General features: G+C 67.4%; 17 protein-coding genes. 7 read left to right on the top strand and 10 right to left on the bottom strand.

The annotated features are described in order from the left end of the window. Positions 1 to 246: 246 nt before the first annotated feature. Positions 247 to 1,545 (bottom strand): histidine--tRNA ligase, encoded by a 1,299-nt coding sequence (gene hisS, locus ACNA7R_RS15115; RefSeq protein ID WP_416284380.1) that lies wholly within the window; start codon positions 1,543 to 1,545, stop codon positions 247 to 249. 139 nt (positions 1,546 to 1,684) lie between these two features. On the opposite strand from hisS, the gene ACNA7R_RS15110 reads away from it, so the two are divergent. Further along, complete coding sequence (locus ACNA7R_RS15110) at positions 1,685 to 2,212, top strand: TspO/MBR family protein (RefSeq protein WP_416284379.1); 528 nt, start codon at positions 1,685 to 1,687, stop codon at positions 2,210 to 2,212. Between the two features lie 7 nt (positions 2,213 to 2,219). Here ACNA7R_RS15110 and ACNA7R_RS15105 read toward each other — a convergent pair whose 3' ends face one another. The 3 genes from ACNA7R_RS15105 to ACNA7R_RS15095 all read right to left on the bottom strand — a co-directional run bounded on the left by ACNA7R_RS15105 (position 2,220) and on the right by ACNA7R_RS15095 (position 3,722). Then, positions 2,220 to 2,810: an asparagine synthase-related protein gene (locus ACNA7R_RS15105; protein ID WP_416284378.1), complete on the bottom strand. Its 591-nt coding sequence runs from the start codon at positions 2,808 to 2,810 to the stop codon at positions 2,220 to 2,222. After that, positions 2,810 to 3,166: a DNA-binding protein gene (locus tag ACNA7R_RS15100; RefSeq protein WP_005553060.1), complete on the bottom strand. Its 357-nt coding sequence runs from the start codon at positions 3,164 to 3,166 to the stop codon at positions 2,810 to 2,812. The genes ACNA7R_RS15105 and ACNA7R_RS15100 overlap by 1 nt, the downstream gene beginning before the upstream one ends. A gap of 100 nt (positions 3,167 to 3,266) precedes the next feature. Then, positions 3,267 to 3,722, bottom strand: a complete 456-nt coding sequence (locus tag ACNA7R_RS15095; protein ID WP_416284377.1) for a 30S ribosomal protein S19e — start codon at positions 3,720 to 3,722, stop codon at positions 3,267 to 3,269. Between the two features lie 114 nt (positions 3,723 to 3,836). Between ACNA7R_RS15095 and thiL the strand changes: the two genes are divergently transcribed. Continuing rightward, positions 3,837 to 4,742, top strand: coding sequence for a thiamine-phosphate kinase (gene thiL, locus ACNA7R_RS15090; RefSeq protein WP_416284376.1), 906 nt, complete (start codon positions 3,837 to 3,839; stop codon positions 4,740 to 4,742). Here the strand turns inward: thiL and ACNA7R_RS15085 are convergent, their stop codons facing one another. The 3 genes from ACNA7R_RS15085 to ACNA7R_RS15075 form a co-directional block, all read right to left on the bottom strand. Further along, on the bottom strand, positions 4,743 to 5,900 hold the full coding sequence (locus ACNA7R_RS15085) for a site-2 protease family protein (RefSeq protein WP_416284375.1): 1,158 nt from the start codon (positions 5,898 to 5,900) through the stop codon (positions 4,743 to 4,745). Between the two features lie 319 nt (positions 5,901 to 6,219). Continuing rightward, positions 6,220 to 6,465 carry a hypothetical protein gene (locus tag ACNA7R_RS15080; protein ID WP_278303399.1) on the bottom strand — a complete coding sequence of 82 codons (246 nt, stop codon included), beginning with the start codon at positions 6,463 to 6,465 and terminating at the stop codon, positions 6,220 to 6,222. A 331-nt stretch (positions 6,466 to 6,796) separates the two neighbouring features. Further along, on the bottom strand, positions 6,797 to 7,618 hold the full coding sequence (locus ACNA7R_RS15075) for a molybdopterin synthase (RefSeq protein ID WP_416284374.1): 822 nt from the start codon (positions 7,616 to 7,618) through the stop codon (positions 6,797 to 6,799). A gap of 78 nt (positions 7,619 to 7,696) precedes the next feature. Between ACNA7R_RS15075 and ACNA7R_RS15070 the strand changes: the two genes are divergently transcribed. From ACNA7R_RS15070 to ACNA7R_RS15055, 4 genes are all read left to right on the top strand, one after another. Further along, complete coding sequence (locus ACNA7R_RS15070) at positions 7,697 to 8,692, top strand: CapA family protein (protein ID WP_416284373.1); 996 nt, start codon at positions 7,697 to 7,699, stop codon at positions 8,690 to 8,692. 102 nt (positions 8,693 to 8,794) lie between these two features. Further along, a complete protein-coding gene (pyrH, locus tag ACNA7R_RS15065; protein ID WP_416284372.1) occupies positions 8,795 to 9,520 on the top strand; it encodes a UMP kinase in 726 nt (241 codons plus the stop codon). Further along, positions 9,517 to 11,214, top strand: a complete 1,698-nt coding sequence (gene lysS / locus ACNA7R_RS15060; RefSeq protein ID WP_416284371.1) for a lysine--tRNA ligase — start codon at positions 9,517 to 9,519, stop codon at positions 11,212 to 11,214. Before pyrH ends, lysS begins: the two co-directional genes overlap by 4 nt. 74 nt (positions 11,215 to 11,288) lie before the next feature. Then, positions 11,289 to 13,121 carry a site-2 protease family protein gene (locus ACNA7R_RS15055; protein ID WP_416284370.1) on the top strand — a complete coding sequence of 611 codons (1,833 nt, stop codon included), beginning with the start codon at positions 11,289 to 11,291 and terminating at the stop codon, positions 13,119 to 13,121. A 158-nt stretch (positions 13,122 to 13,279) separates the two neighbouring features. On the opposite strand, the gene ACNA7R_RS15050 is transcribed toward ACNA7R_RS15055, so the two are convergent. Together ACNA7R_RS15050 and ACNA7R_RS15045 are read right to left on the bottom strand one after the other, a co-directional pair. Further along, positions 13,280 to 13,804 (bottom strand): PadR family transcriptional regulator, encoded by a 525-nt coding sequence (locus ACNA7R_RS15050; protein ID WP_416284369.1) that lies wholly within the window; start codon positions 13,802 to 13,804, stop codon positions 13,280 to 13,282. Positions 13,805 to 14,086: 282 nt separating this feature from the next. Then, positions 14,087 to 14,608: a hypothetical protein gene (locus ACNA7R_RS15045; RefSeq protein ID WP_416284368.1), complete on the bottom strand. Its 522-nt coding sequence runs from the start codon at positions 14,606 to 14,608 to the stop codon at positions 14,087 to 14,089. A gap of 120 nt (positions 14,609 to 14,728) precedes the next feature. Here ACNA7R_RS15045 and ACNA7R_RS15040 point away from each other — a divergent pair, with 120 nt between their 5' ends. Further along, the gene (locus tag ACNA7R_RS15040) at positions 14,729 to 16,354 is read left to right on the top strand and encodes a heme-binding protein (RefSeq protein ID WP_416284367.1); all 1,626 of its coding nucleotides are present in this window, start codon (positions 14,729 to 14,731) and stop codon (positions 16,352 to 16,354) included. On the opposite strand, the gene ACNA7R_RS15035 is transcribed toward ACNA7R_RS15040, so the two are convergent. Further along, on the bottom strand, positions 16,351 to 16,539 hold the full coding sequence (locus ACNA7R_RS15035) for a hypothetical protein (protein WP_416284366.1): 189 nt from the start codon (positions 16,537 to 16,539) through the stop codon (positions 16,351 to 16,353). The genes ACNA7R_RS15040 and ACNA7R_RS15035 overlap by 4 nt on opposite strands. Between the last annotated feature and the right edge of the window lie 89 nt (positions 16,540 to 16,628).

Here is a 16,628-nt window from a genome sequence, read left to right as displayed (position 1 = left end):
GGGATAGCGGTCGATCATCCCGTTCCAGACCGCTCGCGCTCCGTCGTACCGGGGGTCGTCCGGAACGACGAGATCGCCGCGGAGTCCAGCCTGCAGGTCGGTCACGGCGGACTCGGGCAGCTCGACCGGTTGCTTCGCTCTCGAGGCGTCCATACGAGAGCTGAGGCCTCGAGCGAGCATAACCGAATGCGAGCGTTTCGCGTACAGTCGTGCCCGCGGAGAGAAGGGAATCGCCGGCGGGAACGATCAGGAGAGGTCTTCGAACGTCGGGCGCTCGAGGTCGCCGGGGAACTCCTCGACGGGGGTCTGGAGCTGGTCGCCGGTCTCCATGTCCTTGACAGTCACCTCGTCGTTTGCCAGATCCTGCTCGCCAACGATGACGACCGTCTCGGCGTTGATCGAGTCCGCGTAGTCGAGTTGAGCGCCGAACGATCGGCCGGCGACGTCGGTTTCGACGACGTGACCCCGCTCGCGCAGCTCGCGGGTAATGCGAGCGGCCTCGGCGCGGGTGTCGCCGACCTGGAGCACGTAGTAGTCGGTGGTCACTTCCTCCTCGGGCCAGACGCCCGCGCGCTGACAGAGCAAGGAGAGTGTCGCGTGGCCCGGCGCGACCCCGACCGCGGGGGTGGGCTGGCCGCCGAAGCTCTCGATGAGGTCGTCGTAGCGCCCGCCGCCGAAGATCGATCGGGAGACCTCGCCCGTCGAGTCGAAACACTCGAAGACGACGCCGGTGTAGTAGTCGAGCCCGCGGGCCGTCTCGAGCGAGATCGTACAGTACTCGCGGGCCCCGAAGTCCTCGGCCGCCTCGAGGACGTTCTGGAGGTTCTCGACGGCCGCCGTCACTCGCTCGGTGTCGGCGAACGATTCGACGGCCTCGAGGTCGCCTCCTGCAATGAGATCGTCGAACTCGGCGGCCTGGTCGTACGTCAGCCCCGCTTCCGCCAGCAGGTCGTGGTACTCGGCGCTGGAGATCTTGTCGGACTTGTCGACGGCTCGGATCGCCTCGGTGACGTCGACGTCGGCCTCGTAGCTCTCGAGCACGCCGCCGAGGATGTCCCGGTGGGAGATCCGAAACTCGAAGTGGTCGCCAGTGAGTCCGAGGTCGGTCAGGGCGGCGGCGGCCCACGCGAGGATCTCGGCGTCGGCCGCCGGATCCGAGGAGCCGAAGATGTCGACGTTGGTCTGGTAGAACTCGCGCTGGCGGCCCTGCTGGACCTGCTCGTAGCGCCAGAACGGGCGCGTCGAGAACCACTTGATCGGCTTCGAGAGCTCCTGTTGTTTGGCGACGACCATCCGCGCGACCGTCGGCGTCAGTTCGGGGGTCAGCGTGACGTGGCGCCCGCCCTGATCCTCGAAGGCGTACAGCTCCTCGACGATCTCGTCGCCGCTCTTGTCGGTCCACATCTCCGCGCGCTCGAGCGCGGGGGTGCCGATCTCGCGGAAGCCGTACCTGCGGGCGGTGTCCTCGAGCGTGTCGATGGTCGCCCGCCTGGCGGCCATCTCGCCGGGGTAGAAGTCACGAAACCCCTTGATGCCGTCGTACATACCCCACCGTTCGGCGACGGCGACCTTCTAACCTTTCGTTTGGGCGGCGACCGATAGAATCCGGAACACCGGTCGCGACGAGCCGTACTCGTCGCTCGAGAGGGCGGAAACATTTATACGGCGTCAGCGAAGGCGTCGTATGCCTCCGCGAACCGATCGGACCGCTCCCGAGACGCTCGACGACGGCGAGTTACGGGAGCTGGGCCTGGCGGTCGGCTTCTGCGAACTCGCCGGCGTCGTCCCCGGTCTGCTGACCGCCGACGACGTAAGCGAGTGGTATCCGGCCCTCGAGAAACCGCCGAAAACGCCGCCGGGCTGGGTGTTTCCGCCCGTCTGGACGGTTCTGTTCGCGACGATGGGGGTCGCATGGCACCTGGTCCGTCGGGACCGAACCGCGAATCCGAGGCGAAAACGCCGGGCCGAGCGGGCGTTCCTCCTGCAGCTCGCGTTGAACGCGCTCTGGTCGCTCGTCTTCTTCGGTCGGCGGTCGACCCTCGGGGGGCTCGTCGTCATCGCGTCGCTCGGGCCGGCGATCGCCGTGACGATCGCGGCGTTCGCGCGCATCGATCGCCGGGCGGCGCTGTTGCTGGTGCCGTACCTGTGCTGGGTCGCGTTCGCGACGACGCTGAACTACGGGCTCTGGAAACGCAACCACGGTCGGGAGTAGCGCTCGGTCACCGGACGTTCGTCACGTACGTCTGCTCGTGGTCGGGGAACAGTTCTCCGATCGCCCCGGGGCCGTCCTCCGCGGCGATGAGCGCGCGCAGCTCCGCCTCGTAGTCCGCGCGGTCGATCGACTCGCTCGGGCCGACGGTCACCTCGAGGTGGTCCTCGACGAGCCGGTCGACCGCCGTCCGACCGAACCCCGACAGCGGCGCGATGTAGTCGACGTCGTGGCGATCCTCGAGGCTCTGGGCCTGAGCCCGGGAGACGGTCGGCACTCGGTCGTCCCGGCGGGTGCCGTCGGCGATCGCGTCGAAGCGGTCCTCGGCGAGGGCCTCGAGGGCGTGCTGGTGGACGTGCTGGATCCCGTTGCGGGGAAAGCCGTCCTCGCGGATCCGCTCGACGGCCTCCCGGGCGACCTCGCGCTCGAGTTCGAGACGCTCGAACTCGAAGCCGGCCGTGTCGGCGGTCTCGCGGGCGTGTTTCCAGTCGTCGCTGACGCCGAAGCTGACCGTGACGAGCGTGACGTCGTAAAACTCCTCGAGGACGAGCGCCGCGAGCGTCGAATCCTTGCCCCCGCTGTAGAGCAGTCCGAGCTCCATCAGCGGCGCTTGATGTCGAAGCTCTTCGAGTCGGGTTTGAGCTCCTGGAGGAGCTGTTTCATCTTCTCGTCGTCGATCTTGCCCTGGATGCGCCCGCTGCGAGCCAGCGCAATCACCTGCTGTTCGACCTGTTCGCCGAACTGTTCCTTGCTCATCTTGACCGTGTTGAGCCGTTTTCGCGCGTCGTCGGTCAGGTGCTGGCGGAGCAGCGCCTGCTTCTGGGCTTCGGCCTGCTGCTGGGCGGCTTCCTGGCTCGCCCGGTCGGCCTCACCGCCCCCTTCGGCGCGGTCCTGTAGCTGCTCCATCTTCTTCTGTCGGAGCTCCTCGAGTTTCTCCTCGTCGGGTGAGCCGCTCATAGTGGGCCCTTGCGCGCGGGCGCAGAAAATGATTACGGACGGTGAGAGAGAGACGCCACTGATCGGCGAGCGGTCCGAAAACGATCCTTCGAAAGCGGTCTTACGCGTAGCGCTCGAGCTCCGGACGGTCGAGCTCCTCGAGAACCTCGCCGGCGGTGTCGTCGAGCAGGCTTCGGCCCGCGGGCGTGATGCGCCGACCCTCGCCCTCGGCGGTCTCGACGAGGTCCTCCTCCTCGAGCTGCTGGAGGATCGTCCGGATCACGTTCTTCGAGCCGTCGGTGCGTCGGTCGGGGGCGACGCGGTAGCGGTTCGACCCGCTCTTGCCGCCGCCGTACTCGGTGGAGAGTCGCTCGACGCCGACGGGACCGCGGTCGGCGACCTTCCGGAGGAGGCTCGCGGCGCGGGTCGCCCAGAAGTCCTCCTGCTCGGGGGGCAGCTCGCGGTCGACGCCAGTCTTGGCGAACTGGCTCCAGTCGGGTTCGTCGAGTCGGTCCTCGAGGTCCTCGGCGAGCGCCTCGATGAGGTCGTCTGCCGGAACGTCGTACATCGTAGCCATTGGCGTTGGGTTCCCTGCCGCGGCATTTAAGGCCATCGTCTTTCCCCGAGCTCGACCTCGAGGACCGTTCTCGCGGTCCGGACCGTTTTTCGTGCTGGCCCCGAAACGCCGGGTATGGACGAACGCGCCGCACTGGCGCTGCTGGAGGGGGAACTCGACCCGGTCGGCGACGACGCCGCCGTCGTCGACGGGCTGGTCGTGACGACCGATATGCTCCACGAGCGGACGGACTTTCCGCCCGGGACGAGCCGCTACACGGCCGGCTGGCGGTCGGTCGGCGCCTCGCTGTCGGACGTCGCCGCGATGGGGGCCGACGTGACGGCCGCGGTCGCCGCCTACGCCGCACCGGCGTTCGTCGCGGACGAACTGCTCGCGTTCGTTCGGGGCGCACGCGACGTCTGTGAACTCGTCGACGGCGAGTACGTCGGCGGCGACCTCGACGGCCACGAGGAGTTCACCGTCGCGACGACCGCGATCGGGCGGACCGACGACCCCGTCCCCCGCAGCGGCGCTCGACCCGGTGACGCGGTCTGCGTCACCGGAACGCTCGGACGGAGCGCGGCCGCCCTCGAGCTGTTTCGGCGGGGCAGGTGCGAGGACGACACCGACGCCTGCGAGCGCGCGAACGAGCTGTTCCGGTTCGAGCCCCGGGTCGCGGCCGGACGGGCGCTCGCCCCGAACGCGACGGCGATGATGGACTCGAGCGACGGGCTGGCACGATCGCTTCACCAACTTTCGGAGGCCAGCGGCTGCGGATTCGCGGTCGACAGCGAGGCGATTCCGGTCGACGACGCCGTACGGTCGATTTCGGAACGCAGCGAGGAGGCCCTCGAGCGAGCAACGACGTTCGGCGAGGACTTCGAGCTGATCGCGACGGTGCCCGAGGCGGCACTCGAGACGGTTCGCGACGCGGTCGACGTCCCGGTTTCGACGATCGGGACCGTCCTCGAGCGCGACGAGGGAATCACCCTCGACGGGGAGCCCCTCGCGGACCGGGGGTACACCCACGGCGAGGACTGATCACTGCACGACGGCGATCGGGACCGGCATGAAACACAGCAGGCCGAGCCCGAAGGTGACGGCGCCGAGCAGGAATCGCCCGGTACCGAGCCGTTCGTCGGAGACCGGTCGCGCCGGGCCGACCGAGGCCAGGACCGCGGTGAAGATCCCCCAGAACACCCAGATGAACACCGAGTTGCCGCTGTGGCCGCTCACGTAGTAGAGGTACGCCGCGAGCCCGAACAGCACCCCCGGAACCAGCGCTGCGATCGTCTCCTGAAGGTTCCCGGCCATCGCCCGGAGGATGTGGCCGCCGTCGAGCTGGCCGACCGGGATGAGATTGAGAAAGGTGACGAACATCCCGACCCAGCCGCCGATGACGACGGGGTTGACCGCCGTGGCGGGATCCTCCCGGTACAGCGGCTGATCGAAGGCGACCGCGAGCCACTCGAGCAGCAGGGGGTAGCCGAGCTCGATCTGGATCGCGTTCGGATCCGCGACGACGTCCTCGGGCGCGGTGACAGGGGGCAGATGGAGCCCGACGACCGTGACGACGACGGTCGCGACCAGCCCCGCCAGCGGGCCGGCGACGCCGATGTCGAACAGCGCCTTCCGGTCGGGCATCCGCCCTTTCATCTTGATCACGGCGCCCATCGTCCCGATCAGCGTCGGCACCGGGATGAAGTAGGGAAGGGAGGCCTCGACCCCGTGGTAACGGCTCAGCACGTAGTGGCCCATCTCGTGGACGCCGAGAACGCCCAGAATGGCGACCATGAACGGCCAGGCCTCCCACATCGCCAGCGGGTTCGCGAACGGATCGATGTGGTACCACATCGACCCGGCGAACAGCGTCGAGACGACGGTCGCGAGCAACAGCAGAACGTTCGTCCAGGGAATCCCGTCGATCCCGATAGACCGGGGTTCGGCGACAAGGACGTACTCGCCGTGGCGCCGCGTCAGCTCGACGTCGTACCCCGCCTCACGAAAGACCGGCCACAACTCCTGCATCAGCGGTTCGGGGGCGACCAGCGGATCGCCGTAGTAGACGAACTGCTCGTCCTTCCGTCGAGTTTCGTAGACCGCAAACACCGACTCGATGCGCTCGAGCGGCGGTCCGTTCTCCGGGGACGGGCTCCGGTCTCCCGTCGCCCCGTAGCCGGACGAATCGACGTCGTCCATCGTCCGAAGTCAGCGGTTGCTCGTATAAATCGCCTTCCCTATAGGCGTCGTTGAAAGCCAGTGCACTCCCGCTCGCGAACCGGCGGCCAGCACGACCGATGCTGGCCGCTCGAGTGCGATCGGTGAGTAAATCGTTTCGAGGACGACTACAGACGACGGCGATCGCTCTCGAAGAACTGAGTGACCCCGCGTGCCGAGACAGTCAGTCGGACGCGGGTGAGACCGCAATCGTTCGATCAGGGGGGATGCCCGTGCCGGGTGGCGTCCGTGACGCGTCAGCGCGGGTGGTTCGGGTGTGGTCCGTCGAGAGGACGACAGCTCAAGCGGACTGCACGCGCCAGGTCGTCGCGCTCGTGTACGACCACTTCTCGACCTCGAGGTCGCCGTCCGAATCCGAGAGTTTGACCATCAGCGCGCCGATCTCCTTCGGGGACATGCCGACGTCGTCGGAGATGAACTTCCCCTTGAAGTACAGCTCGCCGTCTTCGACCTGTTCGCGCAGGTAGTTTTTCAGCCGCCGTTCTTTGCTTTCCGTGGAGGATTGGGCTGTCGTGCTCATCGACATCACTCTCTTGCAGCCAGTATATGTTATAAAGTAAGGACGATTAGCGATTTTTTGGTTGCATTTAGCGCACAGTCGAATAATAGGTACATTATCGGCGCCCTCGAGACGTTTCACGACAGCACGAGACGACGTTAAACGTTTTATAGACTTACCTAACGTATTATTCTCTTCTAAATCATAGTATTATATGAAATAACAATTTAATAGACTGTTTCAGTAGGGCTTGCAGTGTCATGCCGCTCAACGACACTCCGGAGATCCGCCTGCTATGGCAAGCTTCGGAACGACTCTGCGTCCGGGGGGACGAACTCGAGAATCGGCAGAACGGCGGCTACGACCGCTCGTGAACCCAGAACTCGTCCTCGACGGTAACTTCCTTCTTGAACAGCGGCACCTCGTCCTTCAGCCGGTTGATCCCGTCCTCGACCGTTCGGAACGCCTCCTCGCGGTGACCTGCGAGGACGACGACAAAGACGATGTCCTCGCCGTCGGCGACGACGCCGGTTCGGTGGTAGAGTTCGACGTCCAGCACGCCGTCCCGGGACTCGAGGTCCGCCTCGAGGGCGGCCATCCGCTCGTCGGCGACGCCCTCGTACTTCTCGAACTCGAGGTACTCCGTCCGCGCGTCGTCGGGATCGTCCTTCGCCCGCACTCGACCCGTAAACGTCGCGATGGCGCCCGAGCGGTCGGCCCGGGGCGAACGCTTGACTCGCGCGACGAGCGACTCGAGGGTCTCGTAGGGCTCTTCCGCCTCGAGAGCCTTGACGAGGGCGTCCTCCTCGAGGTCGCCGGGGCCGGAGACGGTCGCGAGGACGTTCTCGAGGTCGTCGGACGGGTCGCCGACAACGAGCGTCGGGTACCGGAGTCTGGGGACGCCGACGACGACGGCGTACTCGCAGTCGGTCGAGAGCGCCGCCAGCGCGTCCGCGACCGACATCCCCGTCCCCGAGGCGGTCCAGTCGCCGTCGGCCCCGAGCGCGTAGGTGACGTCGCCGCCGATCGTCAGCGATTCCTGGGTGCCGTCCGCGATCGTCGCGTCGTACCGGACGACGCCGACGCGTCCCTCGCGGGAGAGCCGATCGACGACCCGGTCGACGACGCGCTCGAGCCGTTCGTCGCTCGTCCCGCGGTTCAGGCAGCCGAGTACGTACATGTCGGAGGATTGGTTCGGTTCCGGTTTGTAGCTGTCGACGGGGAGCGGTCTTTGGTCCCGCGACGCGTAGTCGCGGGTATGGTCAGTCGAATCGGCTTCACCGGCGACGTCATGCTCGGTCGGGTCGTCGACGACCGCCAGCGGCGACGCCCCGTCGACGCGGTGTGGGGGACCGTCCTCGAGCGGCTTCGCGGACTCGACGGGCTGGTCATCAACCTCGAGTGCGTCCTCTCGACGCGGGGGAGCCGGTGGCGACGCACGCACCGCCCGTTTCACTTCCGCGCGGATCCCGACTGGGCCGTGCCTGCCCTCGAGCGAGCCGGCGTCGACGTCTGCGCGCTGGCGAACAACCACGTCCTCGACTACGAGGAGATCGCACTGCGGGACACCCTGGCGAACCTGGACGGGGCCGGAATCGCTCGTACCGGTGCGGGCGAGACGCTCGAGGAGGCGCTCGAGCCCGCCATCGTCTCCGTCGACGGCCTCGACGTGGCGGTCGTCTCGTTCACCGACAACACCCCCGAGTACGCGGCCGACGACGCCTCGCCGGGAACGGCCTGGATCGAGATCGACCGCGAGAACCCGGAGACGAGGCGGCGCGTCCGCGAGGCGCTCGAGCGTGCTCGCGGGACGGATCCGGACCTGCTGGTCGCCTCCCTGCACTGGGGGCCGAACATGGTCGAGGAACCCCCCGCGTCGTTCCGCGAGTTCGGCCGCTGGCTCGTCGAGCAGGGCGTCGACGTCGTCCACGGCCACAGCGCCCACGTCTTCCAGGGAGTCGAGGTCCACGAGGGACGGCCGATCCTCTACGATACGGGCGACTTCGTCGACGACTACGCGGTCGACTCGCGGCTGCGAAACGATCGGAGCTTCCTGTTCGTGCTGCGGATCGCCGACGACGGGGAGGTGCTCGAGTGTCGCCTCCACCCGACCGAGATCGACGACTGTGCGGTCCACGAGGCGCCTCCCGACGCGGCCGACTGGGCCCGCGAGCGCATGCGGGAGCTGTCCGCGCCGTTCGGAACCGCCTTCGACCGGGACGGATCGGCGCTGGTCCTCTCGCTCGAGGACTGATCGACACCTTGCGGGGCGATCTGTCGGGCGTCACGGGAGCCCGTCACAGCCGCCGCGGAGTTGGCAATCCTTAAGATAGCGACCCCGCTACACCGCATTAGGATGAAAGTGGTCGTTTCTATCGGCGGGAGTGTCCTCGTCCCCGAGCCCGGGGCCGATCGGGTGTCCGAACACGCCGCGGTCATCGAGGACCTGGTCGCGGACGGCTGCCGGGTGGGGACCGTCGTCGGGGGCGGTGGCGTCGCCCGCGAGTATATCGGCGCCGCCCGCGAACTGGGGGCCAACGAGATCGAGCTCGACAAGCTGGGGATCGACGTCACCCGGCTCAACGCGCGCCTGCTCATCGCCGCGCTCGGCGAGGACGCCGTCACCGCGCCGGCCGAGGACTACGAGGAAGCCGGTGACGCCCTTCGGCGCGGCGACATCTCGGTGATGGGCGGGGTCGCACCCGCACAGACGACCGACGCCGTCGGGGCCGCCCTCGCGGAGTACGTTGACGCCGACCTGCTCGTCTACGCGACGAGCGTCCCCGGCGTCTACAGCGACGATCCCAACGAGGTCGACGACGCGACGAAGTACGACTCCCTCTCCGCGGCGGACCTCGTCGACGTCATCGCCGGCCTCGAGATGAACGCCGGCGCCTCCGCACCGGTCGACCTGCTGGCGGCGAAGATCATCGAGCGCTCGGGGATGCGAACGATCGTCCTCGACGGAACCGACCCCGACCGCATCGCCCGCGCGGTCCGCCACGGCGACCACGAGGGAACCGACGTCGTTCCCGACGGCGTCGGCGAGGAGCCGACCTACTGGGCGAGCAACGACCGATGAGCGCCGACGGAAACGACCCGAACGACGGAGCCGAACCGGACGCCGAGAGCCCCTACACCCTCCAGCGCGAGGATGGGGACGACACGCGTCACGTCTTCTGGGCCGACACGGTCGCGGATCGCGTCGAGGAGCGGGATCCCGACGAGCCGATCGTGATCAAGGGCGGCATCTCGCCCTCCGGGGTTCCCCACCTGGGTAACGTCAACGAGGTCATGCGGGGCTACTACATCGCCGAGGTGCTCCGCGAGCGCGGTCACGAGGTCCGCCAGGTCTTTACCGCCGACGACCGCGACCCGCTTCGGAAGCTCCCTCGCACGCTCTGTGACCTCGAGGGGAACCTCGTCGATCTGGGGGAGGTCGACGCGGGCGCGCTCGGCCGAAACCTCGGCTCGCCGTACACCGACATTCCGGACCCCTTCGGCTGCTGTGACTCCTACGGCGCGCACTTCTCGAGGATCATCCAGGACAGCGCCGATGCGATGGACGTCCCGATCGAGCTGGTCTCGACGACCGAACTCTACACCGACGGCGAGTTCGACGACGTCACCCGTCACGTCCTGGCCAATCAGGATCGGGCCCGCAAGGTGCTCTCGCAGTACCAGGACAAGGTCGACGAGGAGTACGTCCCGTTCAACCCGATCTGCGAGGAGTGTGGAAAGATCACCGAGACCGTCACCGGCATCGACTTGGAGAGCGACCCCGCGACCGTCGACTACCGCTGTACCGACATGGACGCCGGCGACCGGACCATCGAGGGCTGTGGCCACGAGGGGACGGCCACCATCCGCGAGGGGAAGATGCCCTGGCGCTTCGAGTGGCCCGGCCAGTGGCAGGCCCTGGGCGTCGACTTCGAGCCGTTCGGCAAGGACCACGCCGAGGGTTCCTGGCCCAGCGGCCAGGACGTCGCCCGCAACGTCCTCGAGATCGAACCGCCCGTCCCGATGGTCTACGAGTGGTTCACCCTCGAGGGCGAGCCCTTCTCCTCTTCCGAGGGGAACGTCATCCTCGTCTCGGACGTGCTCGAGCTGCTCGAGCCCGAGGTGCTGCGCTACTTCTTCGCGAAGGACCCCTCGAAGGCGCGGGACTTCAGCATCGAACGCCTCGACCAGCTGGTCGACGAGTTCGACCGCTTCGAGGCGACCTACTTCGGCGAGGTCGAGGCCAGCGATGACGAGCAGGCGTTCGCGGAGCGGGTCTATCCGCTGGTCGTAGACGAACCACGTGAGGACCGCATTCGGCTCCCCTACACCTTCGCCGCGGTGCTCGGGATGTTCGACGACCCCGAACTGCGCGAGGAGGTCGCCCGCAAGGAAGGCCACATCCCCGAGGACGCCCCCGAGTGGGCCGTCGAGGGTGCCTTAGAGCGCGTCGAGCAGGCCCGAAACTGGGCGCGTCGGACCGGCAACGAGTTCGACTACGAGCTCAAGCGCAGCGAGATTCCCGATCACGAGTTCGACCCGTCGACCGAGGACGCCCTCGAGGAGCTCGCCGACTTCGTCGCGGCGGGCCACGAGCCCGACGAGATCCAGGGCGAGATCTACGAGACCGCGAAGCGCCACGACGTCGGCGTCGGCGACTTCTTCGGCGCCGGCTACCGGCTCTTCTTCGACGAGGAGCAGGGGCCGAAGCTCGGCCCGTTCCTCGGAAAGCTCGACCGGGAGTTCGTCGTCGCGCGACTCCGTCGGGAACGCTAACAGGTTCTCTACCGTCCCCCGGCGGGCTCCGGCCAACACAAACCATTTGAGAGACCCACCCCGAACTACGGTAGATGCAACACGGCTCTCCCGCTTTCGTCTCGATGCCGGAACTTTTCGGTTCGTCGACGCTGACGTGGGTGCTCGTCGGTCTCCTCGCGTACTGGTTTCTGATCCTCTCGCTTCGCAACGCCGGACTGCTGCCGAGCTACGTCGGAACCCAGGGACCGATCACGACGTTTCACACCAAACGCGGTCGGGAGTTCCTCGACTGGCTCGCCGGACCGAAGCGGTTCTGGCGGGCGTGGGCCAATATCGGAATCGGCATCGCGATCGTCGTCATGGTCGCGATGTTCGGGTTTCTGCTGTTCGCCGCGATCGCCGCGTTGTCGGCGCCCCAGCCGACGTCGTCGGTCCAGCAACCCCGGAACGTGTTGATCATTCCCGGCGTCAACGACTTCCTGCCGCTCTCGGCGACGCCAGGAATCGTCTTCGGGCTGCTCGTCGGTCTGGTCGTCCACGAGGGCGGCCACGGCCTGCTCTGTCGCGTCGAGGACATCGACATCGAATCGATGGGCGTCGCGATGCTCGCGGTCCTCCCGATCGGGGCCTTCGTCGAGCCCGACCAGGAGAGCAGCAAGAAGGCCGACCGCGGAGCCCAGACCCGGATGTTCGCCGCCGGCGTCACCAACAACTTCGCGATCACGATCGTCGCGTTCGCCCTGCTTTTCGGACCCGTCGCCGGCTCGATCGCCGTCGCTCCCGGCGCCGCCGTCGGCGGGGTCGCCCCCGGCTCGCCCGCTGCCGACGCCGGCCTCGAGCCCAACGACCGCATCACGGCCATAAACGGCGAGGAGATCGAGGACAACGATCACTTCCTCGAACTGCTCGAGACCGCCGACGGCGAGACGGTCGAACTCGAGCGAAACGACGAGGAGACCGTAACGGTCCAGCGCTCGCTGGTCGTTACCGCCGCAGCCGCCGACAACCCGGCCGGCGTCGGGGTCGGCGATACGATCTTCGCCGTCGACGGCCAGTCGGTCGCGAGCGAGGACGAACTGCTCGAGGCCGCCGGCGACGACGAGGTCGTCACGCTGACGATAGACGAGGACGGCGAGACCGCCGAGCGGGACGTGCCGATCGGCGCGGCGGTCGAAATCGCCGAGGACGGGCCGCTCGCAAACGCCGGCGCCCCGGCCGGCGAACGGATGGTCGTCACCGAGTTCGACGGCGACCGCGTCGACTCCCAGGACACGCTCGAGGACCGGATCGGCGCGACCGATCCCGACGACGACGTGACCGTGGCCGGCTACCTCGACGGCGAGCGCGTCGAGTATGAGATCACCCTCGGCGAGCGCAGCCAGGTGACCGGCGGCGGAACCGCGGGCTACCATCCGATTTCCGGCGTCTCCGGCATCTCCGCCGAAGCGCTCGGCGTCCAGCACTACCCCGCCGACGCCTACCTGACCGTCCTCGGTGGCGACGGCGATACCGAGATCAGCCCGCTCGTGGACTCGTTCCTCGGGAAGATCGGCTTCGCGCTGTTCCTCCCGCTGGCGGGCTTTCTCGACGTCCTGCCGTTCAACTTCGCGGGCTTTACCGGCGGGATCGAGAACTTCTACCAGGTCGAGGGCTCGCTCTCGATGCTCGGCGACTGGACGGTGTTCGCGATCGCGAACCTGCTGTTCTGGACCGGGTGGATCAACGTTCAGCTGGGCTTTTTCAACTGCATCCCGGCGTTCCCGCTCGACGGCGGGCACATTCTCCGGACCAGCACGGAGGCAGTGATGTCGCGGCTGCCGATCGACGCCACCCGCGGGATGGTTCGGATGGTGACGACGACGGTCGGGCTGGCGATGCTCGCCAGCTTCCTGCTGATGCTGTTTGGGCCACAGCTGCTGAACTGAGCGGGCCGCTTTCGATCGTCGACGGGGGTCTTCTCCGAACCCCTCCCTTCGAGCGTGATCGCGTTCGAGCTGACTCCGACAGCCCGTCGCGGTGGCTCTCGACGTCGATCCGGAACGGGAGTCAGAGAACCGTTACGCCCTCGAGACCGACCGTTCGACTACTCCTCCTCGTCGATCCCGTGGCGGTCATAGAACTCCTCGGGCGTGTCCTCGATGCGCTCGAAGTCGGCGTCGAAGTAGTGTTCGTGGTGGCGAACGACCTGTTCGACGATCCAGGCGCTGAACTCCTCGTTGAAGCGCCACTCGCCGTCCATCTCGGGGATCTCGAAGCGCTCGTCGGTCGAGAAGGCCGCGTAGACGTGGAAGAACCCGAGGATGACGTCGGCGAAGTCCCGGGCCTTCTCGGCGCCGCTCTCCCGGCGGTCGGCGAGTTCGTCGTGGCCGTCGTCGGTCAACTCGAAGTACTTCCGGTCGGGTTCGTCCTCGCGTTCGATCCGCTCGGCCCACCCTTTCTCTTCGAACTTGTAGAGGATGGGGTACACCGAGCCGTAGGACGGTTCCCAGTGGCCGCCGCTGATATCGCGGATCTCCTTGAGAATCTCGTACCCGTACCGGGGTTTCTCCTCGAGCAACTCGAGGACGAGATACGCGATCACTCCCTTCGGCGGGCCACTCTTCCGCATGTGACTCGAGGTTTTGACGGACGTACGTAAAGGGTTTCGGTCACCCCCGTTTACGAAGGCTCGAGGGGAACGCGGGTTGCGGAGCCGTCGATCGACGTCGTCGGCGATTCGAACCGCCCGGTGAGTTCTGGCGACCGGCGGGGGGACACCCTGGACCGAGTGTCCCACGCGAGACACCTCGTACCGAGTGTACTGTCGGGGTCGACTCGAAGACGAGCCAGACTCTCCCCATAACCGAAGGTTGGTGCGGTGTTCGAGATGGGCGACCTCGGATGCCAAGGACTACTCCGCTCGGAGTTCGACGGCACCGGCCATCACCTCCGGGTGCGTTTCACAGAGGTACTGTTGGACTTCGGCGGTCACCTCGACGTCGATCGTCGTCGACTCCCCTTCGCTCTCGAGGAACACCGAGGCCGCGACGGGCTCGGACCCGTCCCACAGTGCGAAGTTGTGGACGTCTCCGTCCCCGTTCGTGACCCGGAACTCGTACTCGCGACCCTCGTAGAGAACGATATCCGGGTTCTCCACGTCCTCGATAGCCTCGGGCTCGAGACCGATCCAGCCGTCGGCGTCGGCTTCGAACTCGAGCGTCGAGACGTCCGCCCACTCGTCCTCGTCGTCCTCCGGTGGATCGGGGTCGTCGGTATCGGCTTCGTCGGTGACCGTCTCGTCGCTCTCGTTCTGATCGGGCTCGCCCTCGCCGTCGCCCGTTCCTTCGGTGCAGCCGGCGGCGAGCGCGACTCCGGCGGTCGCGCCGACCAGCCGGAGCGTCGATCGGCGCGACCGTGGGTCGGTTCGGGGCATCGGTTGGTGTTCGTCCTCGAGGAACCTGAAGTAGCGGCAGACATTCGCGGGGGTCCCATACTGAACGGACGACAGCGCGAAACCCTGTCCTTCTTGACGGCGCCGGCCTAACCCGCGCGTATGGAACGACGACGACCGCCACAGACCGAAGAGGGCTGGTACGTGCTCCACGACTTCCGGTCGATCGACTGGGACGCCTGGCGGGACGCTCCCGAACGGCACCGCTCGAGCGCGCTCGAGGAGGGAATCGACTACCTCTCGGCCGCCGAGGACGCCGTCGACGCCGAGGAGGGAGAGTCGGCGACGTTCGCGATGCTCGGCCACAAGGCCGACCTGCTGGTGCTCCACCTGCGGCCCACGCTATCCGACATCGATGCGCTGGAGCGCGGGTTCGAGCAGACCGCGCTCGCGGAGTACACCGAGCGGGCGGATTCGTACCTCTCCGTTACCGAGGTCTCGGGGTACATGTCCGAGGAGTTCTTCGAGGACGACGCGGAAGTCGAGGACACCGGGATGCGCCGGTACATCGAGACCCGGCTGAAGCCGTCGATCCCCGACAGCGAGTTCGTCAGCTTCTACCCGATGGACAAACGCCGCGGCGATGCGGACAACTGGTACGACCTGCCGTTCGACGAGCGGGCCGACCACCTCTCGAGTCACGGCGAGATCGGCAAGGAGTACGCGGGGCGGGTCACCCAGATCATCTCCGGCAGCATCGGCCTCGACGACTTCGAGTGGGGCGTGACGCTGTTCGCCGACGACCCGACCGAGGTCAAGGATCTGCTCTACGAGATGCGGTTCGACCCCTCGACCTCCCGGTTCGCGGAGTTCGGTCGGTTCCTCTCCGGGCGGCGGTTCCCGCCCGAGCAGCTGGGAGCGTTCCTGGCGGGCGAGCCGATTCCGCAGGATGAGTCCGATCACGGCCATCACCACGGCGGCGAGTCCGCACACGGCGGCCACCATGGCACCGACAGCCATCACGGCGACTCGAGCGGCCACCACCACGGCGATTCCGGCGGTCACCACGGCGGCGGAGACGACGAGGACGAGGAGTCGGTCCGCAGCGAACTCGAGGAGATGGGCGTCTACGCGGGCCAGCCCCACGGCGAGGACGTCCACGCGGTCGTGCTCTACTCGGCGGCCGACTCCGCGGAGCTACACGAGGAGGTCGACGGGCTACGAACGAACTTCGATCACTACGACACCCACGTCAAGACGGCCGTCTACGGGCCGAGCGAGGCGGCGAAGCCGCCTCGGAACGGCGAGCGGGGTACCCGCGAGCCGAGCGAGCTCGCCGACGAGGAGAGCGAGACCGCCGTCGTCAGCCTCTGGGAGACCGAACGCGCCGCAAACACCGCTGCCGGGTTCCTCGCCGACCTGCCCGAAATCGTTCGGCAGGCTGGAGACGATAGGGCGCCTGCCGGCGCCGATGGCGAGCGGGGCGACGGCCCCGCGAGCGACGACTCCTGGGGGACGATGGGGATGTTCTACGCGGTCAAGCCCGAACACCGCGAGGACTTCGTCGACACCTTCGAGGACGCCGGCGCGCTGCTGGCGGACATGGAGGGCCACCGGAAGACCGACCTGCTGGTCAACCGCGAGGACGAGAACGACATGTTCATCGCCAGTCGCTGGGACTCCCGCGAGGACGCCATGCAGTTCTTCCGCAGCGACGCCTTCGCCGACGCCGTCGAGTTCGGCCGGGACGTCCTCGAGAAGCGACCGCGACACGTCTTCCTGGCCTAGAAGGGGTCCGACGGCCCCGTTCCGTCGTAGAAGAGGTAGCCGGCGACGCCGGCCAGCCCGAGTACGAGCGTGAGGTAGGGCCAGTTGCCGGCGTCGTGGTCGGTCAGTGTGGCGTGTGCGACGATAACGACTGCGAAGCCGGCGTTCGCGACCGCCATCGCGAGCAGGAACGAAACGGTCTCCATCGTTCGTAGGGTTCGGCGTCGGTCTGATAGCCGTTTCGGACCGTCACAGCCGGCTCGTTTTCGCTCGAGAGAAGGCGTCTCCGATCGTC

The sequence above is a fragment of the Natronococcus sp. genome, from assembly GCF_047921035.1.
Classification (GTDB): domain Archaea; phylum Halobacteriota; class Halobacteria; order Halobacteriales; family Natrialbaceae; genus Natronococcus.
The sequence above is the reverse complement of the archived record's forward strand: the minus strand, read 5'-3'. Positions and strand labels throughout refer to the sequence as shown.